Annotated in this window: 15 protein-coding genes and 2 tRNA genes; 9 read left to right on the plus strand and 8 right to left on the minus strand. The window is 42.2% G+C overall.

The features are described 5' to 3' along the window. Window position 1 precedes the first annotated feature (1 nt). Entirely contained in the window at window positions 2-451 is a 450-nt protein-coding gene (locus EYA81_RS00390) for a type I restriction enzyme HsdR N-terminal domain-containing protein (protein WP_117601662.1), read from the minus strand. Window positions 452-515: 64 nt separating this feature from the next. On the opposite strand from EYA81_RS00390, the gene EYA81_RS00395 reads away from it, so the two are divergent. The 5 genes from EYA81_RS00395 to EYA81_RS00415 all read left to right on the plus strand — a co-directional run bounded on the left by EYA81_RS00395 (window position 516) and on the right by EYA81_RS00415 (window position 5,515). Then, window positions 516-1,292 (plus strand): AMP nucleosidase, encoded by a 777-nt coding sequence (locus EYA81_RS00395; RefSeq protein WP_117601663.1) that lies wholly within the window; start codon window positions 516-518, stop codon window positions 1,290-1,292. Window positions 1,293-1,331: 39 nt separating this feature from the next. Next, window positions 1,332-2,351 (plus strand): DNA polymerase III subunit delta, encoded by a 1,020-nt coding sequence (gene holA / locus EYA81_RS00400; protein WP_117601664.1) that lies wholly within the window; start codon window positions 1,332-1,334, stop codon window positions 2,349-2,351. A gap of 909 nt (window positions 2,352-3,260) precedes the next feature. Then, complete coding sequence (locus EYA81_RS00405) at window positions 3,261-3,722, plus strand: helix-turn-helix domain-containing protein (protein WP_117601665.1); 462 nt, start codon at window positions 3,261-3,263, stop codon at window positions 3,720-3,722. A gap of 117 nt (window positions 3,723-3,839) precedes the next feature. After that, window positions 3,840-4,616, plus strand: a complete 777-nt coding sequence (locus tag EYA81_RS00410) for a dihydroorotate dehydrogenase electron transfer subunit (RefSeq protein WP_117601666.1) — start codon at window positions 3,840-3,842, stop codon at window positions 4,614-4,616. Beyond that, the gene (locus tag EYA81_RS00415; RefSeq protein WP_131225250.1) at window positions 4,604-5,515 is read left to right on the plus strand and encodes a dihydroorotate dehydrogenase; all 912 of its coding nucleotides are present in this window, start codon (window positions 4,604-4,606) and stop codon (window positions 5,513-5,515) included. Before EYA81_RS00410 ends, EYA81_RS00415 begins: the two co-directional genes overlap by 13 nt. Window positions 5,516-5,608: 93 nt before the next feature. On the opposite strand, the gene trmD is transcribed toward EYA81_RS00415, so the two are convergent. Further along, on the minus strand, window positions 5,609-6,286 hold the full coding sequence (gene trmD / locus EYA81_RS00420) for a tRNA (guanosine(37)-N1)-methyltransferase TrmD (RefSeq protein WP_005837186.1): 678 nt from the start codon (window positions 6,284-6,286) through the stop codon (window positions 5,609-5,611). A gap of 89 nt (window positions 6,287-6,375) precedes the next feature. Between trmD and ligA the strand changes: the two genes are divergently transcribed. Both ligA and dapA read left to right on the plus strand, forming a co-directional pair. Then, window positions 6,376-8,373, plus strand: a complete 1,998-nt coding sequence (gene ligA, locus EYA81_RS00425; protein WP_131225251.1) for an NAD-dependent DNA ligase LigA — start codon at window positions 6,376-6,378, stop codon at window positions 8,371-8,373. A gap of 103 nt (window positions 8,374-8,476) precedes the next feature. Further along, a complete protein-coding gene (gene dapA / locus EYA81_RS00430; RefSeq protein WP_087332404.1) occupies window positions 8,477-9,370 on the plus strand; it encodes a 4-hydroxy-tetrahydrodipicolinate synthase in 894 nt (297 codons plus the stop codon). 494 nt (window positions 9,371-9,864) lie between these two features. Here the strand turns inward: dapA and EYA81_RS00435 are convergent. The 5 genes from EYA81_RS00435 to EYA81_RS00455 form a co-directional block, all read right to left on the minus strand. Further along, a tRNA-Arg gene (locus tag EYA81_RS00435) sits at window positions 9,865-9,938 on the minus strand. A gap of 24 nt (window positions 9,939-9,962) precedes the next feature. Continuing rightward, window positions 9,963-10,036, minus strand: a tRNA-Arg gene (locus tag EYA81_RS00440). 75 nt (window positions 10,037-10,111) lie between these two features. Beyond that, a complete protein-coding gene (locus tag EYA81_RS00445) occupies window positions 10,112-12,409 on the minus strand; it encodes a patatin-like phospholipase family protein (protein ID WP_131225252.1) in 2,298 nt (765 codons plus the stop codon). Between the two features lie 180 nt (window positions 12,410-12,589). Beyond that, window positions 12,590-14,638, minus strand: a complete 2,049-nt coding sequence (htpG, locus tag EYA81_RS00450; protein ID WP_117964562.1) for a molecular chaperone HtpG — start codon at window positions 14,636-14,638, stop codon at window positions 12,590-12,592. A 111-nt stretch (window positions 14,639-14,749) separates the two neighbouring features. Then, window positions 14,750-17,278 carry an ATP-dependent Clp protease ATP-binding subunit gene (locus EYA81_RS00455; RefSeq protein WP_131225253.1) on the minus strand — a complete coding sequence of 843 codons (2,529 nt, stop codon included), beginning with the start codon at window positions 17,276-17,278 and terminating at the stop codon, window positions 14,750-14,752. Between the two features lie 301 nt (window positions 17,279-17,579). Between EYA81_RS00455 and gyrA the strand changes: the two genes are divergently transcribed. Beyond that, window positions 17,580-20,108, plus strand: a complete 2,529-nt coding sequence (gyrA, locus tag EYA81_RS00460; protein WP_131225254.1) for a DNA gyrase subunit A — start codon at window positions 17,580-17,582, stop codon at window positions 20,106-20,108. 30 nt (window positions 20,109-20,138) lie between these two features. Further along, window positions 20,139-21,380, plus strand: coding sequence for a M48 family metallopeptidase (locus EYA81_RS00465; protein ID WP_117601672.1), 1,242 nt, complete (start codon window positions 20,139-20,141; stop codon window positions 21,378-21,380). A 185-nt stretch (window positions 21,381-21,565) separates the two neighbouring features. On the opposite strand, the gene EYA81_RS00470 is transcribed toward EYA81_RS00465, so the two are convergent. Then, window positions 21,566-22,699, minus strand: a complete 1,134-nt coding sequence (locus EYA81_RS00470; RefSeq protein WP_117601673.1) for a universal stress protein — start codon at window positions 22,697-22,699, stop codon at window positions 21,566-21,568. Window positions 22,700-22,768: the final 69 nt, after the last annotated feature.

The raw sequence follows: 22,768 nt of genomic DNA on the forward strand, positions 1-22,768 counted from the left end.
CCTATAAATCTTGATACTCGGGTATATCCTGCAGAAAAGTATAGCTGTTATGCTCGTAATCTATGCGGCAACAATAATGCTGAAGCCCGTTGCTGACAATCAGATAATCCACTTTCAGCACCATGTTGTAACGGGTAATCTGGTCGAAAACCTTTTGGGTGATTTCTATTTCGGGCGCCTTGTATTCCACAATCATCCGGGCGGTAAGGTCGCGCCGATAGAGCACTGTATCACAGCGTTTCTTTGTACCGTTCAGCTGTACCTGCACCTCATTTGCCATAAGCGCCTGCGGATACCCCTTGTGAGCAAGAAGAAAGTGGACGAAGTGCTGCCGCACCCATTCTTCGGGCGTCAAAGCAACATAACGACGACGGATTACATCGAAAATAACATTTTTTCCGTTCCTTGCGGCAATTTTAGCATCGAATGCTGGTAGGTTTAACGATAACATTTACTACATTTGTAAGTTAAATAATGGTTCCCGTCTTTCGGGAACACAAATTTAATGAAATCTTATGAAAACAAAAGAAGAAATCGTAGCCAATTGGCTGCCCCGTTACACAAAGCGTAACCTGGAGGATTTTGGAGAGTACATTCTGTTGACCAACTTCAACAAGTATGTAGAGATTTTCGCAGAAAAGTTCAATGTTCCCATTCTCGGTAAAGATGCCAATATGACATCTGCCAGCGCAGAAGGAATGACCATCATCAATTTCGGTATGGGAAGCCCTAATGCCGCCATTATCATGGACTTGCTGAGCGCCATCAAGCCCAAGGCATGTCTGTTCCTAGGCAAGTGTGGCGGCATAGACAAGAAAAATAGAATAGGGGACCTCATCCTCCCCATAGCCGCCATCCGCGGCGAAGGTACTTCCAACGACTACTTCCCGCCCGAAGTCCCGTCACTCCCGGCATTTATGCTGCAACGCGCCGTTTCTTCCGCCATCCGCGACTATGCCCGCGACTACTGGACCGGTACCGTATACACCACCAACCGCCGCATTTGGGAACATGACGAGGGGTTCAAGGAATATCTGAAGAAAACCCGTGCCATGGCTGTCGATATGGAAACGGCAACCTTATTCAGTTGTGGTTTTGCCAATCATATTCCTACGGGAGCCCTTCTGCTGGTTTCGGACCAACCGATGATTCCGGAAGGTGTAAAAACCGACAAGAGCGACAACATGGTTACCCAGAACTATGTAAATGAGCATGTTGAAATCGGAATTGCATCCCTGCGCATGATTATTGATGAGAAGAAAACCGTAAAACACTTGAAGTTCGACTGGTAATCCTCTTTACGGGACATACCCTCGTAACACTTACTTTATATGGCAAAACAAGAAACGACCTGTGATGATATTCTAAAAGAGTTGAGAGCCAAACAATACCGCCCCGTCTACTATCTCATGGGCGAGGAATCGTATTACATAGACCTCATCTCCGACTATATTGTAGACAATGTTCTCACTGACACCGAAAAGGAATTTAACCTGACCGTAGTCTACGGTGCAGATGTGGATATAGCCACTGTCATCAATGCGGCCAAGCGCTATCCGATGATGTCCGAACGCCAGGTCGTAGTCGTAAAGGAAGCGCAGGCCATCCGCAACATGGAAGAGCTTTCATACTACCTGCAAAAGCCGCTGAACTCCACCATTCTTGTTCTATGCCACAAACATGGGGTGCTGGACAGAAGAAAAAAGCTGGTGGCCGAAATAGAGAAGGTGGGGGTTCTATTTGAATCCAAGAAGGTAAAGGATGCCCAGTTACCGGCATTCATCACCTCATACATGAAGCGCAAAGGTGTAGATTTGGATCCCAAAGCTACCTCCATGCTTGCCGATTTCGTAGGTACGGACCTCAGCCGCCTTACGGGAGAACTAGAAAAACTGATTATAACTCTTCCAAAAGGTCAGACACGCGTCACCCCCGAACAGATAGAACGCAACATCGGAATCAGCAAAGATTATAATAACTTTGAACTTCGCAGTGCCATCGTAGAAAAAGACATACTAAAGGCCAATAAAATAATAAAATATTTTGAAGAAAATCCGAAAACGAATCCTATCCAGATGACTTTATCTTTACTTTTCGGCTTCTTCTCCAACTTAATGTTGGCTTACTATGCGCCCGAAAAGACGGAGCAGGGTATTGCCAGTTTCATAGGATTAAAGACTCCCTGGCAGTCGCGCGAATACCTAAGTGCCATGCGTCGTTACAGCGGAGTAAAGACCATGCAGATAATCGGGGAGATTCGATATGCAGATGCCAAATCCAAAGGAGTAGGAAATTCCTCCCTAAGCGATGGAGATATCCTCCGGGAATTGGTCTTTAAGATTCTACATTAACTTCCATACAGTATACTTTTCCATAAAAGGGAAAAAGCATAAAACAGACTGATTTGATATCATTATGTCATTTTTAGGGGGATTTATCCCCCTTTTTTCTATTTTACTCCTTAGCATAGACTATAAAATAGAAGATAATACTCATATTTACAGCAAATTACGTCCATTTATAAGCTCTGAGAATCGCGTTTTTATAACGAATCGACCAATTATACAGAAATAAAGCAAGGATTTAAGTCTTGAAGACTAGAAAATAAATAAAGCATCTTATTCTCTTATTTATGTCACATTTTTTCTCCTTTAGTAAAAAGAAGAGATGGAGCAATTCAGCTTTAAATCGTCATATAAGAAATCTGCTACACTTTTCAAGAGTACAATAGTTGTAATACACAACTAGGATAATTGACTATTGTGAATTCAACACATTACATATATATCTATATGACGAGTGTATTATAACATATGTAATATTACATCTGAAAAAACAAATGCAATAAGCGACATTCAACATCGTAAACTATTAGTTTACAAAAATGATAGAGTAGGGGTTAACCCATGTAGTTACAAGCAATAAATAGATGTATATAAATTATATACAATGATTAATCAAATTATTAGATTATATTTTATATAAAATAAACGACAAACAAATGTAATATAGTATTTATTATCAGAAATCACAAATATAATACACTAATAATTAGATAAATATACCATTTTATTAAACTTAAAATAAATACCTATTTTACCCATGATTTGTATTATAGCATTTGTAATGATGAATATTGTAATAATAACATTTCATTTGTAAATCATAAAATATCACATTTTTAATTTGCTTTTGTGATGTCATTTTTTTACTTTTGTAATCCAATAAATAGCATGTACAATTGTAATAACACATAAACCATGAGTATAAAAGATAGGTTCAAAATGGTTATGGACCGGGAGAAACTGACAGCAGGAGCTTTTGCCGAGAGTATTGGCGTGGCCCAAGCCACCATTTCCCACATCTTGGGTCCGCGTAACAAATATCCAAGTACGGAAGTTATTCTCCGATTACATCAACGCTACAATGATATAAACTTGGAGTGGCTGCTTACCGGAAAAGGTAATATGAGTAATAATCCGGATTCACCCGAAAACGATGGATTCGACTATCCTTTATTCGCTGAGAATCCGGAAAACCTGACCAAAGGGCCGGATGAAACTGAAAATCGCAAGGAAATTGCATTAGAAACATCTCTAAAAGCACCTAAAGAGATTGTAAGACAAGAGATTATCTACAAAGAAAGACCTCCCAGAAAAATCACTGAAATAAGAATTTTCTTTGATGACAATACCTACGAGACTTTCAAACCGGAAAATTAAGGAATGAGAATGGAAATAGACTAACGCCCCGGCATAAAAAAGAAACGGGTTCGTTTTATTCTGCACTCGGTTTACACTATCTTTGCACCCGAAAGAAAAACATCCCTCTTTATAGATATGAAAAAGTATATTTTAGATCTGACAGTGACAGAGAACCTCCGCTTGCATGCCAACTATGTGTTGTTGAAGCTGACTTCTCCGTCCCCACTTCCGGAAATGCTTCCGGGACAATTTGCAGAGATTCGTGTGGACGGTTCGCCTGCCACTTTTTTGCGCCGCCCCATCTCCATCAATTATGTAGATAGACAACGGAACGAAGTATGGTTCTTAATCCAACTCGTAGGTGACGGAACCAAGCGATTAGGCGAAGCAAAAGCAGGCGACATAATCAATGTAGTGCTTCCGCTGGGAAACTGCTTCACAATGCCTGAAAAGCCCTCAGACAAGCTCTTATTGGTAGGTGGAGGTGTAGGTACAGCTCCTATGTTATATTTAGGCGAACAGCTCGCCAAGAGAGGCTGCAAGCCAACCTTCCTGCTGGGTGCCAGAAGTGACAAAGATTTGCTTCAATTGGAACAGTTTGCCGCCTATGGCGAGGTGTATACCACCACCGAAGATGGCAGCCACGGAGAGAAGGGATACGTAACGCAACACTCCATATTAAATAAGGTGTGCTTTGAGCAGATATATACTTGCGGCCCCAAACCGATGATGATGGCAGTAGCAAAGTATGCCAAAAGTAAAGGCATCAGTTGCGAAGTATCTCTGGAGAATATGATGGCGTGTGGCATAGGCGCTTGTCTATGCTGTGTGGAAAATACCACGGAAGGCCATTTGTGTGTATGTAAAGAAGGTCCGGTTTTTAATATAAACAAACTATTATGGCAGATTTAAATGTAAATATCGGTGAATTACAAATGAATAATCCGGTGATGACTGCGTCCGGAACATTCGGATATGGTGAAGAATTCGCCGATTTCATCGAACTATCGCGAATAGGTGGTATAATTGTAAAGGGAACTACCCTTCACAAACGTGAAGGCAATCCATATCCGCGCATGGCAGAGACTCCTTCGGGAATGTTAAACGCTGTGGGACTGCAAAATAAGGGTGTACATTACTTTGTTGAACACATCTATCCCCGCATCAAGGACATTCAGACCAACATGATTGTAAATGTTTCGGGTTCTGCCATCGAAGACTATGCCGAAACAGCCGCAACCATTAATGAACTTGACAAAATTCCTGCCATAGAGTTGAACATCTCTTGCCCCAATGTGAAGCAAGGAGGAATGGCATTCGGTGTTACCGCCAAAGGAGCAGAAGAAGTGGTGAAAGCCGTGCGCTCAGTTTACAAAAAGACACTTATCGTAAAGCTCTCACCGAACGTTACCGACATCACCGAAATAGCCCGCGCAGCCGAAAATGGCGGTGCAGACAGCGTTTCCCTTATCAATACCCTGCTAGGAATGGCTATAGACGCGGAACGCAGGCGTCCGATACTCTCCACTGTAACCGGTGGTATGTCTGGTGCAGCTGTGAAACCCATTGCCTTACGTATGGTATGGCAAGTGGCCAAGGCGGTAAAAATCCCCGTCATAGGCTTGGGAGGTATCATGAACTGGAAAGATGCTGTGGAATTCATGCTTGCAGGTGCCTCCGCCATCCAGATTGGTACGGCAAACTTCATTGATCCGGCGGTTACGGTGAAAGTGGTAGAAGGAATAAATGACTATCTCGACAGACACGGTTATCAGTCTGTAAAGGACATTATCGGTGCACTTGAGGTATAAAGAATAACAAGAGATTGCCATTCGCAATATATATTCACAAAAAAGGACATTCATTGACGAATGTCCTTTTTCTTTTTATTTACATCAGTAAACTTACTCTCCCAACAAATCTGGGCGCAGTCTACGGGTTCTTTCTAATGACTGTTGCAGCTCCCATTCCTTTATCTTGGCCTCGTGTCCAGAAAGTAAAATATCCGGAACCTTCCATCCATTGTAATCAGCGGGACGCGTATAGACCGGTGCAGCCAGCAGATTGTCCTGAAAGGAATCTGAAAGTGCAGACTGCTCATCGGAAATCACTCCCGGAATGATACGGACGATGGCATCTGCCATGACAGCAGCCGCCAGTTCTCCGCCAGTCAACACATAGTCGCCGATACTGATTTCCTTGGTGATGAGATGCTCGCGAATCCGGTAATCTATCCCTTTGAAATGCCCGCAGAGAATGATGAGATTCTGGGCAAGGGAAAGAGTATTTGCCATCGGCTGATTGAACTGCTCACCATCGGGGGTGGTAAAGATAACCTCGTCGTAATCCCGCTCAGCCTTCAAAGCGTTGATACACCGCTCTATCGGCTCTATTTTCATGACCATTCCGGCAAAGCCACCAAACGGATAATCGTCTACACGACGGTACTTATCTTCCGTATAATCACGAAGATTATGGATATGTATCTCTGCAAGCCCTTTATTTTGAGCACGTTTCATGATGGAGCAGTTGAAGAATCCCTCAATCATCTCCGGCAAAACTGTGATAATGTCAATGCGCATATAACTTTATTTTAGCTATTTCAAGCTGCAAAAGTACAAATATTCGGGGAGAAACCCGTATTTTTGCGTTCAAACAATCCGAAAACCCTATGACTGTAAAAGAAAAAATAGACCAGCTCCGTGCGGAATTACACCAGCACAACTACAATTATTATGTGCTGAATGCTCCTGAAATATCCGACAAGGAGTTTGACGACCTGATGCGCGAGCTACAAGATTTAGAGAAAGAACATCCTGAATACCAAGATGATAATTCGCCCACGATGCGCGTAGGAAGTGATTTAAATAAGAACTTCACACAAGTGGCACACAAATATCCCATGCTTTCATTGGGAAACACCTATTCCGAAAACGAAGTGACCGACTTTTACGAACGGGTAAAAAAAGCGTTGAACGAGGAGTTTGAAATCTGCTGCGAGCTGAAGTATGACGGTACTTCCATCTCACTGACTTACGAGGATGGCAAACTGGTGCGTGCCGTCACCCGTGGCGACGGCGAAAAGGGCGATGATGTGACGGACAATGTAAAGACAATCCGGACGATTCCGCTGGTCCTCCATGGGAATTATCCTAAGTCATTCGAAATCAGAGGGGAAATCCTGATGCCCTGGGTGGTTTTCGAAGAACTGAACCGGGAAAAGGAAGCACGTGAGGAACCGCTTTTCGCCAATCCGCGCAACGCTGCTTCCGGTACCTTGAAATTGCAGAATTCCGCCATCGTAGCATCCAGAAAGCTGGATGCTTATCTCTACTATCTATTGGGAGAAGAATTGCCCTGCGACGGCCATTACGAAAACCTGCAAGCTGCCGCCAGCTGGGGATTTAAAACATCAGAGCACGCCAGAAAAGCCCACAGCCTGGAGGAAGTCTTCGAGTACATCAATTACTGGGACACGGAACGTAAGAACCTCCCGGTGGCTACTGATGGTATTGTACTAAAAGTCAACAGCTTGAGGCAGCAGAAGAATTTAGGATTCACAGCCAAGTCTCCCCGATGGGCCATCGCATATAAATTCCAGGCAGAACGGGCACTAACACGCTTGGACAAGGTTACCTACCAGGTAGGACGCACTGGTGCAGTGACTCCGGTTGCCAATCTGGACCCCGTACAACTGTCCGGCACCATTGTGAAACGTGCCTCCCTGCACAATGCAGATATTATCGAGGGGTTGGATCTGCATATAGGCGACATGGTGTATGTGGAAAAAGGCGGTGAAATCATCCCCAAAATAACCGGTGTCGATAAGGATGCCCGCAGTATGCTTATCGGTGAAAAAGTGAAATTCATCACCCATTGTCCCGAATGCGGCAGCAAACTGATACGTTTTGAAGGAGAAGCAGCCCACTATTGCCCCAATGAAACCGCTTGTCCTCCGCAGATTAAAGGGAAGATAGAGCATTTCATCAGCCGCAAAGCCATGAATATAGACGGACTGGGACCTGAAACTGTAGATATGTTCTACCGATTGGGACTGATAAAGGATACTGCAGATTTATACCGGCTCAAAACCGACGACATCAAGAACCTGGAACGGATGGGCGAAAAATCGGCAGAAAACATAGTCAACGGTATTGCGGCAAGTAAAGAAGTGCCATTCGAAAGAGTGCTCTTTGCACTGGGCATACGCTTCGTGGGAGAAACGGTTGCCAAGAAAATAGCCAAGTCCTTTACGGACATCGAAGAGCTGGAAAACGCAGACCTCGAAAAGCTGAAAAACATCGATGAAATCGGTGAAAAAATAGCGCAGAGCATTATAACTTACTTCTCCAATCCTACCAACAGAGAGCTGGTGGAACGGCTGAAATCGAACGGTCTGCAACTCCACCGGACAGAAGAAGACCTCAGCGGATACACCGACAAACTGGCGGGCCAGTCCATCGTCATCAGCGGCGTATTCACCCACCACTCACGGGACGAATACAAAGAGATGATTGAAAAGAACGGTGGAAAAAACGTCGGAAGTATCTCCTCCAAAACCAGCTTTATCCTGGCCGGAGAAAATATGGGACCTGCCAAACTGGAGAAAGCGCAGAAACTGGGAATAAAGATTATGAGCGAAGATGAGTTTTTGTCATTGATATCCTAACAAATTTCCACAAAAAACTTTTTTATGGCTTATATTTGTAGGGTAAATCGAAAAAATTCGTACTTTTGCGAGTCATTTAATTAGAGATTACTTTATAATACTCATGATACAGACAAGATTGAAAGGAATGGGGGTAGCGCTGATTACTCCATTTAAAGAGGATGAAAGCGTTGACTACGATGCGTTGATGCGTTTGGTAGACTATCAACTTCAAAACAATACCGACTTTTTATGTGTGCTCGGCACCACGGCAGAAACTCCGACTCTGACTGAAGAAGAGAAAAAGAAAATCAAGAAAATGGTCATAGAACGGGTGAACGGAAGAATTCCTATCCTGCTGGGCGTAGGTGGAAACAACACCCGGGCCATAGTGGAAACACTGAAAAATGACGATTTCACCGGAGTAGATGCCATTCTATCCGTCGTTCCATATTACAACAAGCCATCGCAAGAAGGTATATATCAGCATTATAAGGCCATTTCTGAAGCAACGGATTTACCGATTGTGCTTTATAATGTCCCCGGTCGTACCGGCGTGAACATGAAGGCGGAAACAACCCTGCGCATTGCACGTGATTTCAAGAATGTGATAGCCGTCAAAGAAGCTTCGGGCGACATCACGCAGATGGACGACATCATCAAAAACAAACCGGCCAATTTCGACGTTATTTCGGGCGATGACGGCATCACCTTCCCTCTGATTACTTTGGGGGCCGTCGGCATCATCTCGGTCATTGGAAACGCGTTCCCGCGTGAGTTCAGCCGTATGGTACGTCTGGCACTGCAAGGGGACTATGCCAATGCATTGACCATTCACCACAAATTTGCCGAATTATTCAAGCTTCTGTTTGTAGACGGCAACCCTGCCGGAGTAAAAGCCATGCTGAACGCAATGGGAATGATTGAGAACAAGCTCCGCCTGCCATTGGTACCGACCAGAATCACCACCTTCGAAGCCATGCGCAAGATTCTGGATGAATTGAACATCAAATGCTAAGGTCTTATACCGCCCCTATAGGATATTAATTTCCAGTATACAACATATTAATATCAGCTATGCAAGGAGTTAATTTTGTGGAAACACGGAATTAACTCCTTCTTTTTTTCCTATGTGACTATATTTATCAGTACAATAATCCCAAAACAGTCTACTGATTACGTTATAAAGCAAAAAGACATCTGGTTAAATCGAGAAAAAGACGTCTCTAGCTCAATCAAGACAAGACTATTATTTCAGCTAATCTATTAGTTCACAATACTGAACACTTTGTTTCAGCAGAGAAAAACACTTTGTTTTTATATGATGGAACAAAGTGTTCTGTCAAGGGAAACAAAGTGTTCTCCATAATGAAACAAAGTGTTTAGTTAAGGGAAACAGTTTGTTTTACTTAGCAAAACACGCGCCAGTGCCATACAAAGGGAGAACATCAACTATATCCCATAGCTGTAAAAACAAAGGATCTCCGCAAGAAAACTTGCGGAGATCCTTTGTGATCGCGACAGGATTCAAACCTGTAACCGGCTGATCCGTAGTCAGCTACTCTATTCAGTTGAGCTACGCGACCCTTAAAAAAAATTATGAAAACTTGTGACCGCGACAGGATTCAAACCTGTAACCGGCTGATCCGTAGTCAGCTACTCTATTCAGTTGAGCTACGCGGCCTCTTTGTTTAACGGGTGCAAAGATACGTACTTTTTCCGAATTAGCAAACAATATACAAACTTTTTTTGAAGAAATTTATTCGACAAAGCGATAATTAAACAACTGCCAGCCGATTGTCATCCCCACATTCCACTCCCTTCTCGGTGAGCTATAATGATTTACATAAGCAGAGATGGCTCCGAAGGGCAAATGACAAATAACAGAAACTTCTCCCATATACTCAAAGCGGGAGAATGCTTTTCCATAATACGCTTTATTCAATGCATTCTTTTTTATCGGAAAAATCGGCGTAAAGCCATAAAATTCTGTCCGAAACTGGAACATATCATTCAAAACATATATCGGTTTGATGCCGGCAGCCACATATTGGTTGGCACGAAAAGCTTCATTGTACATCAGTTTACTATGTGGAGTCGGTGCAAATTCTCCTGCCTGCATCATAGTTGCCGTATAATTCTCAGAAAAATTTTTCGACGAATACAGTGCTTCTGCCATCCATCCCAAGGTGAACTTCGGTCCCATTGTGTGATATGCCTCCTTCATATAAGAAATTTGCAACCATGATTGCCGTTCTTGCGGGGAAGGACTGTACCCTTCTTGCGGATTCCCAGGTTCAAATCTTTCCCTCCCGGTAAAGACCTGGGCTATCAGCTTCTCCAAATAACCTTTTGTCGCGTATTGCCGCGTATTTAGGGTACTCCCATAGAAACCGATGGAACCTCCCAAAAGTTTGTATGTACTTCTGTCCGAACGGTCCTTATCGAAATCTATTACGCTGGATTGAAAATAGTTATCTTCCAGTTGGCCATACCCCAGACTGAACTCCGCACGCTTATTGGCCAGAAACGGCAAGGCAACCATCAACTTCACAAAGCGCTCATCTTTTGAATTGAATGAAGGCTTGTCATTCTTGGAAAACAACTTATCCTTCTTGTAGTAATCGAAGGTACTGATTGAAGCAATAAAACGAAAGGATGTAGGTATGCGGGTAGGCAAATCAATCTTACCCATCAACTGTGCATTATTATAAATCTTACCCAACTGACCGTCAAAAGTTATTTCCTTGGAATAATAATTCAAGTTCTGATATCCTACTCCCAAATAGATTTGGTTTGAGCTCGTGGTAGAGACACTGCCCCCCAGACGCACGGAAAAATTATCCTCCATCTTCACCTTCAAATGCAGCTGATATAAATCGGCTTCCGAATCATACACTGCGTGAGGAACTATTTCCGAAATCATATTATCTGCCAGCAAACGGAAATACCCGCGCTTCAAGTCTTCATAAGTAAAGACTTCATGCTCCTCATCATGGAATTCTTTTTTGATGTAGGCTTGCTGTTGGGCATTCGCCCCTTCAATAATAATATCCCGGAAACGGAATTGAGGTAGGTTACTCCGGAAGACAAGGCGCCTCAAACGCACATTATCAGCATTCACCCTACGGTGAACACGGCTTTTGATGGAATCCATCATATTAAGAGTACGGTTGTAGCCTATATCGTGCAATTCCTGCAGACGGTCAAAATCCAGCAGGTTGACATCATCGTACTTGAAGGTCATGACTATACCCAATGAGTCCGGAATGGAATAATCGGTCTTCTGCATAATCATATTCTCCAATTGGCTCATCAGGTCATTCTCCTTCGGCTTACCGGGATTTGCCGCCACCACACTGCCAATAATGACATCCGGATGAAAATCTTCCCGCATCACATCCGTAGGGAAATTATTATAAATACCGCCATCATAAGCAAGTGTACTGTCTATTTCTATCGGTTTAAAGACAAATGGAAAGCTCATGGAAGCACGTACCGCATCTCCCAAATCCCCTTTACCCAATACCAATGGCTTTTTATTGTACACATCGGATGCTATACAGCGAAAAGGGACAAACAGATTGTTGAAATTACCGCCACATGCAGCTGTAGCGCGTGCAAACAATTCCACAAATACCAAATTCATCTGTATAGGGTTGACCATGCTTGTAGGAAGTATCTGGGGCTTTATATGCAGCGAGTCCCTAAAAGCGAAACGGATATTGAAAAATTCCGGTGAAGGACGATTCTTTTTAAAATAATACTCGTATTTGGGCTCCACTTTACCCGAATACCAACGCTTAAAGTCGGGAGAGCGCAACAGCGCCTCCATATCGTCCGGAGAATACCCCATAGCATACAGCGAACCGATGATAGCTCCCATAGAGGTTCCGGTTATATAATCAATGGGTATATTATTCTCTTCCAAAGCCCGGATAATGCCAATATGAGTCATGCCTTTTGCTCCACCGCCACTCAATACAAGCCCCACTTTCTGAGCTTGTAAAATAAAGGTACATAGAAGAAACGACAAAAACAATAAAACTCTTTTCATAACTATGCGATTCCGAGTAAGATAAATGTTCATTGCCCCAAATATAAACAATAGTTTCTAAAAATGCCGTATTCAACGGAGAAAATCACTTTATAATTGGTGAAAATGAATAAAAAAGGGTATTGCGACTCTGAAGAATCACAATACCCTTGCATATATTAAATGCAAATTTAAAGGGACTTATTTTATCAGGTCAATGCTTCTCTTGACAAAGTTGTTCAAAGCTTCACCTTTCAACATACCATTCTGCAACAGTGCCAAATCTATCAGCTGACGGACAACCTTATTCTTGGCTGCATAATCGGCAAAGACACCTTCTTTCTGCGTTTTCAGTTCATTCCACTTCTTATCCAGCTCACTTACCTTATCTTTTTCGGCAGTCGGTATATCCTCATCTTTCTTTCCTTCCTGCTTCTTTTTCAACTCATTACGTTGCTTGTTCACTTCATCCATCTCTGCCTGAACTGGAGCAACGGCAGCAGCACATTCCTTGTCCTCATCTGCCAGCACTTCCTTCACCAGCTTATGGTCTGAATTCAATACTAGGTTAAACATATCCGGCATTTCGCCATAGAAGCTCATTCCAGCCTGAATATTGGCCATTTCCTTCATACGGCGCATGTATTCGCTCTGAGTTATCATGATAGGAGTGGCGTTTTCGCCCAAAGCCTGCGCCGTGATGTTAAACTCCGTCTTATCCATCTTGGGCAACTGGCTCTTGAAGATGGAAGAAAGAACTTCCTGCTTGCCGGCTTCCAACGCTTCATTCTTCTTGTCTTCCTTGACAATCAGATTATCAATAATATCGCTGTCTACACGAGTGAAGCGAACCTTTTCGAACTTCTGTTCCAACATGCTCACCACCGCAATGTCCAGCTGTCCATCCATCAACAGCACATTGTATCCTTTATTCGTAGCGGCCTCTATATAGCTGTATTGTTCATCTTTATTGTTGGCATACAGATAAATCAGATTTCCATCCTTATCCGTCTGGTTATCTTTAATCAACGTCTTATACTCTTCGAAAGTATAATATTTGCTGTCTGTATCGGTGAAAAGGGCAAAATCCTTGGCTCTATCATAGAAATCTTCCTGCGTAAGCATTCCGTAGTTGATGAAGATTTTCAAGTCATTCCACTTTTCCTCAAACTGTTTACGGTCATTCTTGAAGATAGACTGCAAACGGTCTGACACCTTCTTCGTGATATATGTAGAAATCTTCTTCACGTTGGCATCGCTCTGCAGATAAGAACGGGAAACGTTCAATGGAATGTCCGGTGAATCGAGCACACCATGCAGCAGGGTCAAGAAATCAGGAACAATACCTTCCACCGAATCCGTTACATATACCTGGTTACAGTAGAGCTGAATCTTATTCTTGTTCAACTCAATGTTGCTTTTCACTTTAGGGAAGTACAGAATACCGGTAAGGTGGAACGGATAATCCACATTCAGATGAATCCAGAATAAAGGTTCGTCGGACATAGGATAAAGGTCACGGTAGAACTTCTTATAATCTTCATCTTTCAATTCGCTGGGTTTCAGCGTCCACAACGGGTTGGAATCATTGATGATATTATCCTCGGCAGTTTCAACCTGCTTGCCGTCTTTCCATTCTTTCTTCTTGCCGAATGCAACCGGAATAGGGAGGAAACTGCAATACTTCTTCAACAAAGAGGAGATGCGTGCTTCTTCAAGGAATTCCTTGCAGTCATCGTCTATGTAAAGAACGATATCCGTACCACGTTCTGCCTTATCAGTGTCTTCAATCGTAAACTCCGGACTGCCATCGCATGTCCACTTTACAGCCTGGGTGCCTTCCCGATAGGATTTAGTGATGATTTCGACTTTCTTGGCAACCATAAAAGCCGAATAGAAACCCAATCCGAAATGGCCGATGATGGCGTTGGCATCGTTTTTATATTTCTCAAGGAAGTCATTGGCGCCAGAGAAAGCTATCTGGTTAATATACTTGTCTATTTCTTCAGCCGTAAGACCTATACCATGGTCGGACACTGTAATAGTATCTTTTCCCAGCGAAACACGTACGGTTAAATCGCCAACTTCACCCTTGAACTCACCGATAGAGGAGAGTGTTTTCAGCTTCTGTGTAGCATCAACCGCGTTAGAAACCAACTCACGGAGAAAAATTTCATGATCACTATACAAGAACTTTTTAATGACGGGGAAGATATTCTCAGTAGTTACCCCAATATTACCTTTTTGCATACTACATTTATATTTTTTAGATTTATATTTTTAATTATTCCGGCAGATATAGCACAAAAAAAATGCCAGCCCATAAGGACTGACATTTTGACGGTTTTTATAAAGAACAGCTTATGCCTTCTTGATGCTCAACTCGTCTTTTTCTTTGTCTACTGATACGTTTACCGTATCACCCGGCTGTAACTCCGCCGCCACTATCAGCTCGGAAAGTCCATCCTCCAAGTGGTTCTGAATAGCACGCTTCAATGGACGCGCACCAAACTGTACATCGTACCCTTTCGAAGCAAGGAATGTCTTTGCATCATCCTCCACAACCAGCTTGTAACCAATTGCTTCAACCCGTTCGTACAAGCCTTTCAGCTCAATGTCCACAATCTTTGTGATGGCCTCCAAGGAGAGCTGGTCGAAAGTAATGATTTCATCCAAACGATTCAAGAATTCGGGAGCAAAGGTCTTGTTCAGAGCCTTTTGTATCACGCTGCGCGAATGTTCATTGTCATCCGTGCGGTTTTGCGCCGTAAAACCTACGCCACGGCCAAATTCCTTCAACTGTCGCGTACCGATATTGGAGGTCATAATGATAACCGTATTCTTGAAATCAATGGTTCTGCCATAATTGTCAGTCAAACGACCTTCATCCAGTACCTGAAGCAAGATGTTGAACACATCCGGATGAGCTTTCTCAATCTCATCCAGCAAGACAATGGAATACGGCTTGCGACGAACCTTTTCGGTCAACTGGCCGCCTTCCTCATAGCCCACATATCCCGGAGCGGCACCAATCATACGAGATACGGTGTATTTCTCCATATACTCGCTCATATCGATACGTATCAAGGCATCGGCAGAGCCAAACATATATTTTGCCAATTGCTTTGCCAAATGCGTCTTACCCACACCAGTAGGGCCAAGGAACATAAAGGTTCCGATGGGATGGTTCGGGTCTTTCAACCCTACACGGCTACGCAAGATTGCTTTGGTAAGTTTCTCTATCGCAGCATCTTGAGCTATCACCTTCGCCTGTAGTTCTTCCTTCATTCCGGCCAGTTTAAGTCCTTCTGCCTGCGCCATGCGCTGTACGGGTACACCGGACATCATCGAAATAACATTGGCTATTTCCTCTTCGCCTACCATTTGGCGGTCATCCTTCAAACGGGCTTCCCACTCGACCTTCATCTCCTCCAAGCGGACAGAAAGTTCCTTCTCACGGTCACGGTAGCTAGCAGCCAGCTCAAAATTCTGTGATTTTACAGCTTCAGCCTTCAAGCCACGTGCCTCTTCAATCAGCTTTTCCTGCTCCTCAATTTCTTTCGGAACATTAATATTCGTCAAATGCACACGCGACCCCGCCTCGTCCAAAGCATCAATAGCTTTATCCGGGAAGTTGCGGTCGGTTATATAGCGTGCTGACAACTTGACACATGCTTCCAAGGCTTCATCCGTGTAGCTCACGTTATGATGGTCTTCATACTTCTCCTTGATATTCTTCAATATCTGAAGCGTTTCTTCAGCTGTGGTAGGCTCTACAATCACCTTTTGGAAACGACGTTCCAAAGCACCGTCTTTCTCAATATTCTTTCTGTATTCATCGAGAGTGGTAGCTCCAATACACTGGATTTCACCACGCGCTAAAGCCGGTTTCAGCATATTGGCAGCATCCATGGAACCGGCAGCAGCACCAGCACCTACAATCGTATGGATTTCATCGATGAAAAGGATGACATTCGGATTTTTCTGCAACTCATTGATAATAGAGCGGATACGTTCCTCAAACTGACCACGATATTTTGTTCCCGCCACCACAGAGGCCATATCAAGCATCACCACGCGCTTTTCAAACAAAATGCGCGAAACTTTCTTTTGCACAATACGCAATGCCAAACCCTCTACAATGGCAGATTTTCCGACTCCTGGTTCACCGATAAGCACCGGATTGTTCTTCTTGCGGCGGCTCAAGATTTGCGCCAGACGTTCAATCTCGCGTTCGCGACCCACAACCGGGTCCAGCTTGCCTTCTTCGGCAGCACGGGTCATGTCTACGCCGAAATTGTCCAGCACGGGGGTATCATTGGACGGCTTTCTGGATGCAGTCTGTGCAGCCGAAGCCGAACCAGCCCCTCCAGTACGGGAGGAGCGAGACATACTCATGTCTTCTTCATCCTCTTCATCATCCTCAGCGAATCCCATTCCCGCATTCGGATTGGTCGATTTCATCGAAAGCTGTTCAAATACAGCCTGATAATCCACCCGGTGTTCTTCCAAAACAGTTGCAGCAAGATTGTCTCCGTCTTTCAAGATAGCCAGCAATACATGTTCCGTATCGGCAGTTGCACTTTTCAGCAAACGCGCTTCAAGCATACACATCTTCAATATCTTAGCCGTCATCGGGGACAAGGGCACTTCAGCGTCCGGCAAGAGAGTATCGTCCTCGGCATCTTTCAGGAAACCCTCCAGGCGACTTTTTACTCGTTTTAAATCTATATCAAGTTTCAACAATATTTCAATAGCTTTTCCTCCGCCATCACGCAACATGCCGAGCAGAAGGTGTTCCGGACCAATATAACGATTTCTCAATCGATTGGCTTCTTCCTTGCTATAAGTAATTATGTCTGAAACTCTTTGTGAAAATTGATTGTTCATATTTTATAATTCTCCTCAATTAAAAAGGTTATCCACGACAAAGATACGCATTTATTAATTCAACGTATCATATTTAACTGATTTAATAGTATACAAATCCCGTGCCACAAATTTCAAATCTGTTTTTCCATTTTATACCTTATATATTAATGGCAACTTGGGGAGGAAAGGAGGGAGTACTTCTATATTTATGCCGCAGGCAACAAAGTTTATGGAGGAAAACTTTTGTATATCGTAAAAAAGCAGTACTTTAGCGTGGTTTTTCACGAACCCGAAAATGTATAATTAATAATCTTTTTAAATGCTTGAACAAGACAGAATTATAAAGATTAACATCGAGGAGGAAATGAAGTCATCGTACATTGACTACTCTATGTCGGTCATTGTCTCACGTGCCCTTCCGGATGTTAGAGATGGTTTTAAACCCGTTCACCGAAGAATTCTTTTCGGAATGATGGGATTGGGAAATACCTCCGACAAACCTTATAAAAAATCAGCCAGAGTTGTAGGTGAAGTATTAGGTAAATATCACCCTCATGGCGACTCGTCCGTTTACGGAGCTCTTGTACGTATGGCTCAGCCTTGGGCAATGCGTTACATGTTGGTAGACGGACAAGGTAATTACGGTTCAGTAGACGGTGACAGCGCTGCTGCCATGCGTTATACCGAGTGTCGTTTGCGAAAAATTGGTGAAGACATGATGACAGACCTTGAAAAAGAGACTGTTGACATGCAGAACAATTTCGATGACTCTTTGCAAGAGCCTACCGTCATGCCGGCCCGTATTCCAAATCTTTTGGTAAATGGTGCATCTGGTATTGCTGTAGGTATGGCTACCAATATGCCGACTCATAATCTATCTGAGGTTATTGACGCTTGTATTGCATACATCGAAAATAATGACATCGATATAGAAGAGTTGATGACGTATGTTAAAGCTCCCGACTTCCCGACCGGAGGCTATATATACGGTATGAACGGTGTTCGCGAAGCCTATCTCACGGGACGCGGACGTGTCATAATGCGTGCTAGAGCCGAAATTGAGACTGGTTCGACGCACGATAAAATCGTTGTGACAGAAATTCCCTATGGCGTCAACAAAGCTGAATTGATTAAGAATATAGCCGATTTGGCCAACGAAAAGAAAATTGAAGGTATTGCCAATGCTAATGACGAATCCGACCGTGAAGGTATGCGTATCGTTATTGATGTAAAACGTGATGCAAATGCCAGCGTTGTACTCAACAAGCTCTACAAGATGACAATGCTGCAGACATCTTTTGGTGTGAACAATGTTGCATTGGTACATGGCCGTCCACGTCTGTTGAATCTAAAAGATTTGATAAAATACTTCGTTGAGCACAGACACGACGTAGTCATCCGCCGTACTCAGTACGATTTGCGCAAGGCCAAAGAACGTGCACATATTCTGGAAGGATTAATCATTGCATCTGATAATATCGACGAAGTAATTAAGATTATCCGTGCTGCCAAAACACCGAATGATGCGATATCTGGTTTGATGGAGCGATTCCAACTCAGTGAAATTCAGTCACGTGCTATTGTTGAAATGCGTTTGCGCCAGCTCACAGGCCTGATGCAAGACCAACTGCACGCCGAATATGAGGAAATTCAGAAGCAGATTGCTTATTTGGAAGAGATCCTTGTCAATGACGAACTCTGCCGCAAAGTCATTAAAGATGAACTGATTGAAGTAAAAGAGAAGTATGGTGACGAACGTCGCTCAGAAATCGTCTACTCATCAGAAGAATTCAATCCGGAAGACTTCTATGCAGATGATGAAATGATTATCACCATCTCACACATGGGATACATCAAGCGTACACCGCTGAGCGAATTCCGTGCGCAAAACCGTGGTGGGGTAGGCTCCAAAGGTACCGAAACCCGCGATGCAGACTTTGTAGAGCATATTTATCCTGCAACCATGCATAATACCATGATGTTCTTTACACAGAAAGGTAAATGTTACTGGCTGAAGGTATACGAAATCCCTGAAGGTACTAAGAATTCGAAAGGTCGCGCCATCCAGAATTTGTTGAATATCGACTCTGACGATGCTGTAAACGCCTATTTGCGCGTGAAGAACCTGAACGACCAAGAGTTTATCAACAGCCATTATGTATTGTTCTGTACCAAAAATGGTGTCATTAAGAAAACATTGCTTGAGCAGTATTCACGCCCTCGCCAAAATGGTGTAAATGCTATCACTATCCGTGAAGACGACCGTGTAATCGAAGTGCGTATGACAAACGGCGACAATGAAATCATCATTGCCAACCGTAACGGACGTGCCATTCGTTTCCATGAAAGTGCTGTGCGTGTTATGGGACGTACTGCCACCGGTGTACGTGGCATGACATTGGATGAGGACGGTCAAGACGAAGTAGTAGGTATGATATGCATCAAAGATCCTGAGGCGGAAACAATTATGGTTGTATCGGAACAAGGATATGGCAAACGTTCGGATATTGAAGATTATCGCAAAACCAATCGTGGAGGTAAAGGTGTGAAAACAATGAATATCACCGATAAAACGGGTAAATTAGTAACGATCAAGTCTGTTACAGATGAAAATGACTTGATGATTATTAATAAATCCGGTATTACCATCCGTCTGAAAGTTGCCGATGTTCGTATCATGGGACGTGCTACACAAGGTGTACGCCTAATCAACCTTGAGAAACGTAATGACGAAATTGGCTCTGTATGCAAAGTCACTTCAGAAAATGAAGAGGAACTTATAGAGGAGGGGGAAGAAAATACCCTTGAAAGCCCTCAGAACGAGGTAAACAGGGAAAATGAAGAATAGACATAATATTAATTTAAATTTTCTACAATCATGAAAAGAGTATTATTTTCAATGGTTTTACTACTTGCCGCAAGTTTTACTTTCGCCCAAGAAAAGAACGTAAAAGAGGCTAAAAGTATTGCTAACGGAGTAAATCCTGACTTTGCCAAAGCAGAGGAACTGATAAATCAAGCTTTAACTAATCCCGAAACAAAGGACAATGCCGAAACGTGGGATGTAGCAGGTCTTATCCAAAGAAAAAGAAGTGAGAAAGAAATGGAAAATGCCTATCTGAGAAAACCTTATGACACTCTTCAGGTATATAATAGTGCATTAAACATGTGTAAATTCTACTTCAAATGTGACGAATTAGCACAAATTCCCAATGAAAAGGGCAAAATCAAGAATAAATATAGAAAATCTAATTCTGCTACAATTTTAGCAGAACGCGGTAATCTGATCAATGGCGGCATCCAATTCTTTAATTTGGCCTCACAAAAAGAAGGCGATGCAGCCAAGGAAGACAATAAAAAAGCGTTGGATTTCTTTGCAACCTACATTGATATTGCTATCAACCCGATGTTTGAAAAGGAAAATCTGTTACAAACAGATACTGTATTACCTCAAATAGCATATTATGCAAGTTTAGCAGCTGCTAAGATGGAAGATTATCCTAGTATTTTGAAGTATGCTCCTTATGCACAAGACGATAAAGAAGTTGGGAAATACGCTATGGAATTTATCTCTACTGCATTGAAAGCCGAAGGTGATACTGTTAAATGGATTGCTTCTTTGAAAGAAGGTATCCAGAAATATCCTGAACATTCATTCTTCTTCGGTCATTTGATTGATTATTATAGCAATAACAACAAATATGACGAGGCTATGCAGTTTGCTGATGATATGTTGGCTAAAGATCCTAACAATACATTCTATTTGTATGTAAAAGGCTACCTTTATCACAATATGAAGGACTATGATAAAGCTATTGAATTCTATAAGAAAACTATAGAAGTAGATCCTAATTATGCAGAAGCATACTCTAATTTAGGTTTAATTTACTGCTTACAAGCACAAGATTTCTCAGAAAAAGCAACTACAGATATTAATGATCCTAAGTATAAAGAAGACCAAGCTACTCTGAAGACTTTCTATGAAAAGGCAAAACCTTATTATGAAAAGGCAAGAGAACTGAAACCTGATCAAAAAGATTTATGGTTAAATGGTCTATATAGAGTGTATTATAATTTGCAGATGGGCCCTGAATTCGAAGAAATTGAAAAGTTGATGTAATACTTTCTTTCAGAATAATAAAAGCCTAATTAAATTATTAATTAGGCTTTTATTATTCTGAAAGAAAGTAAAGAATATTATTTCTTAAGTGAGAGAGAAGAAGAACTAAAATTAGATTAATTATCCCGGCATTATATTAAACATAATCCTGATATTGATCAAACTATATATATCCAATTCAACACCTACGTATTCGGTCTTCCGTAAATTACCAACAATGGTGTATCAGAATGGAAAATCATCTTTCTGGCAATACCAGGATTAAATAAGCGCGAAAATATATTTCTTTTATAAGAAGTTAATGTCATAATATCAATATGATTACTCTTGATATAACTGTCTAAACTACTAAGCAGATTATCATTCTTTACCACATCATAGTGTATTTCCAATTGTGGATATTGTTTTTGAAAATATTCCTTAATACCAGCCAGTTTTATTTCATTCCATGTATTCTGAACATCAGAAAGATGTATCAGAGACACTGAAAACTTAAATGATTTCAGATTATTTATTAGCGAATCAAAAGCTATTAAATCACGTTGATCAAAATTAGTAATAAATGCAATACGCTTAGCCTCAGAAAATTGCTTGAATGGAGTATTTTCAGGAATGGCCAATACCGGTACACGGCTACGTTCAATCACTTCAGCTGTTACACTGCCAATCAAATCAATATCCTTCTGATTTCTACCACGAGTTCCCATTATGATAATGCGTGGCCGATATTCCTTGGTATAGCGGAGTACCTCTTCTTCAGGAATACCTTCACGCAAAACACAAGTATATTTAATATCTGGAAACTCGCCGGAAGCTACCTTCTCTTTTACTTTATCAGATAATTCATTCAAATCAGCATGAACTTTTTGTAAGATACTCCTTACATTCTCCTCATCACTTAGCTGATAGTTAAATACATCTCCGTATGGCAAAGAAGTTGCATATATAGGAGTAAAATAAACATGTAGCAAAACAACTTCTGCACCTATATTCTGAGCGAAATTGAAACCGAACTCGCAAGCCTTCAAAGAATAATTGGAAAAATCCACTGGAATTAGCACTTTATTACTAATCTTCTCCAGTTTAGGTGACTTCCCCCCCACTACCTCTTCAGATAACCATGCAGAACTTTCAGTAATTTTCAGAGCATGGGGTAAGTCACTCTCCTTAATACGCACACGTACACCAGAAGAAACAACTGGTTGTATCTGGTTTACATTGTGGATATAAGTCTCAATACCTTCATTTTCAAGAACATTCTTCAATATTTGAGCTTTCGCGTACGTTAAGATTGCCAAAGTAACTAATTTATCTTCCATATATCATTGATTTTGAGATTAAAACAAATAAGAAATCCCAATTGTTGTCAGCAATTGGGATTCTTCTAA

The sequence above is a fragment of the Bacteroides sp. A1C1 genome (assembly GCF_004328515.1).
Taxonomy (GTDB): domain Bacteria; phylum Bacteroidota; class Bacteroidia; order Bacteroidales; family Bacteroidaceae; genus Bacteroides; species Bacteroides uniformis.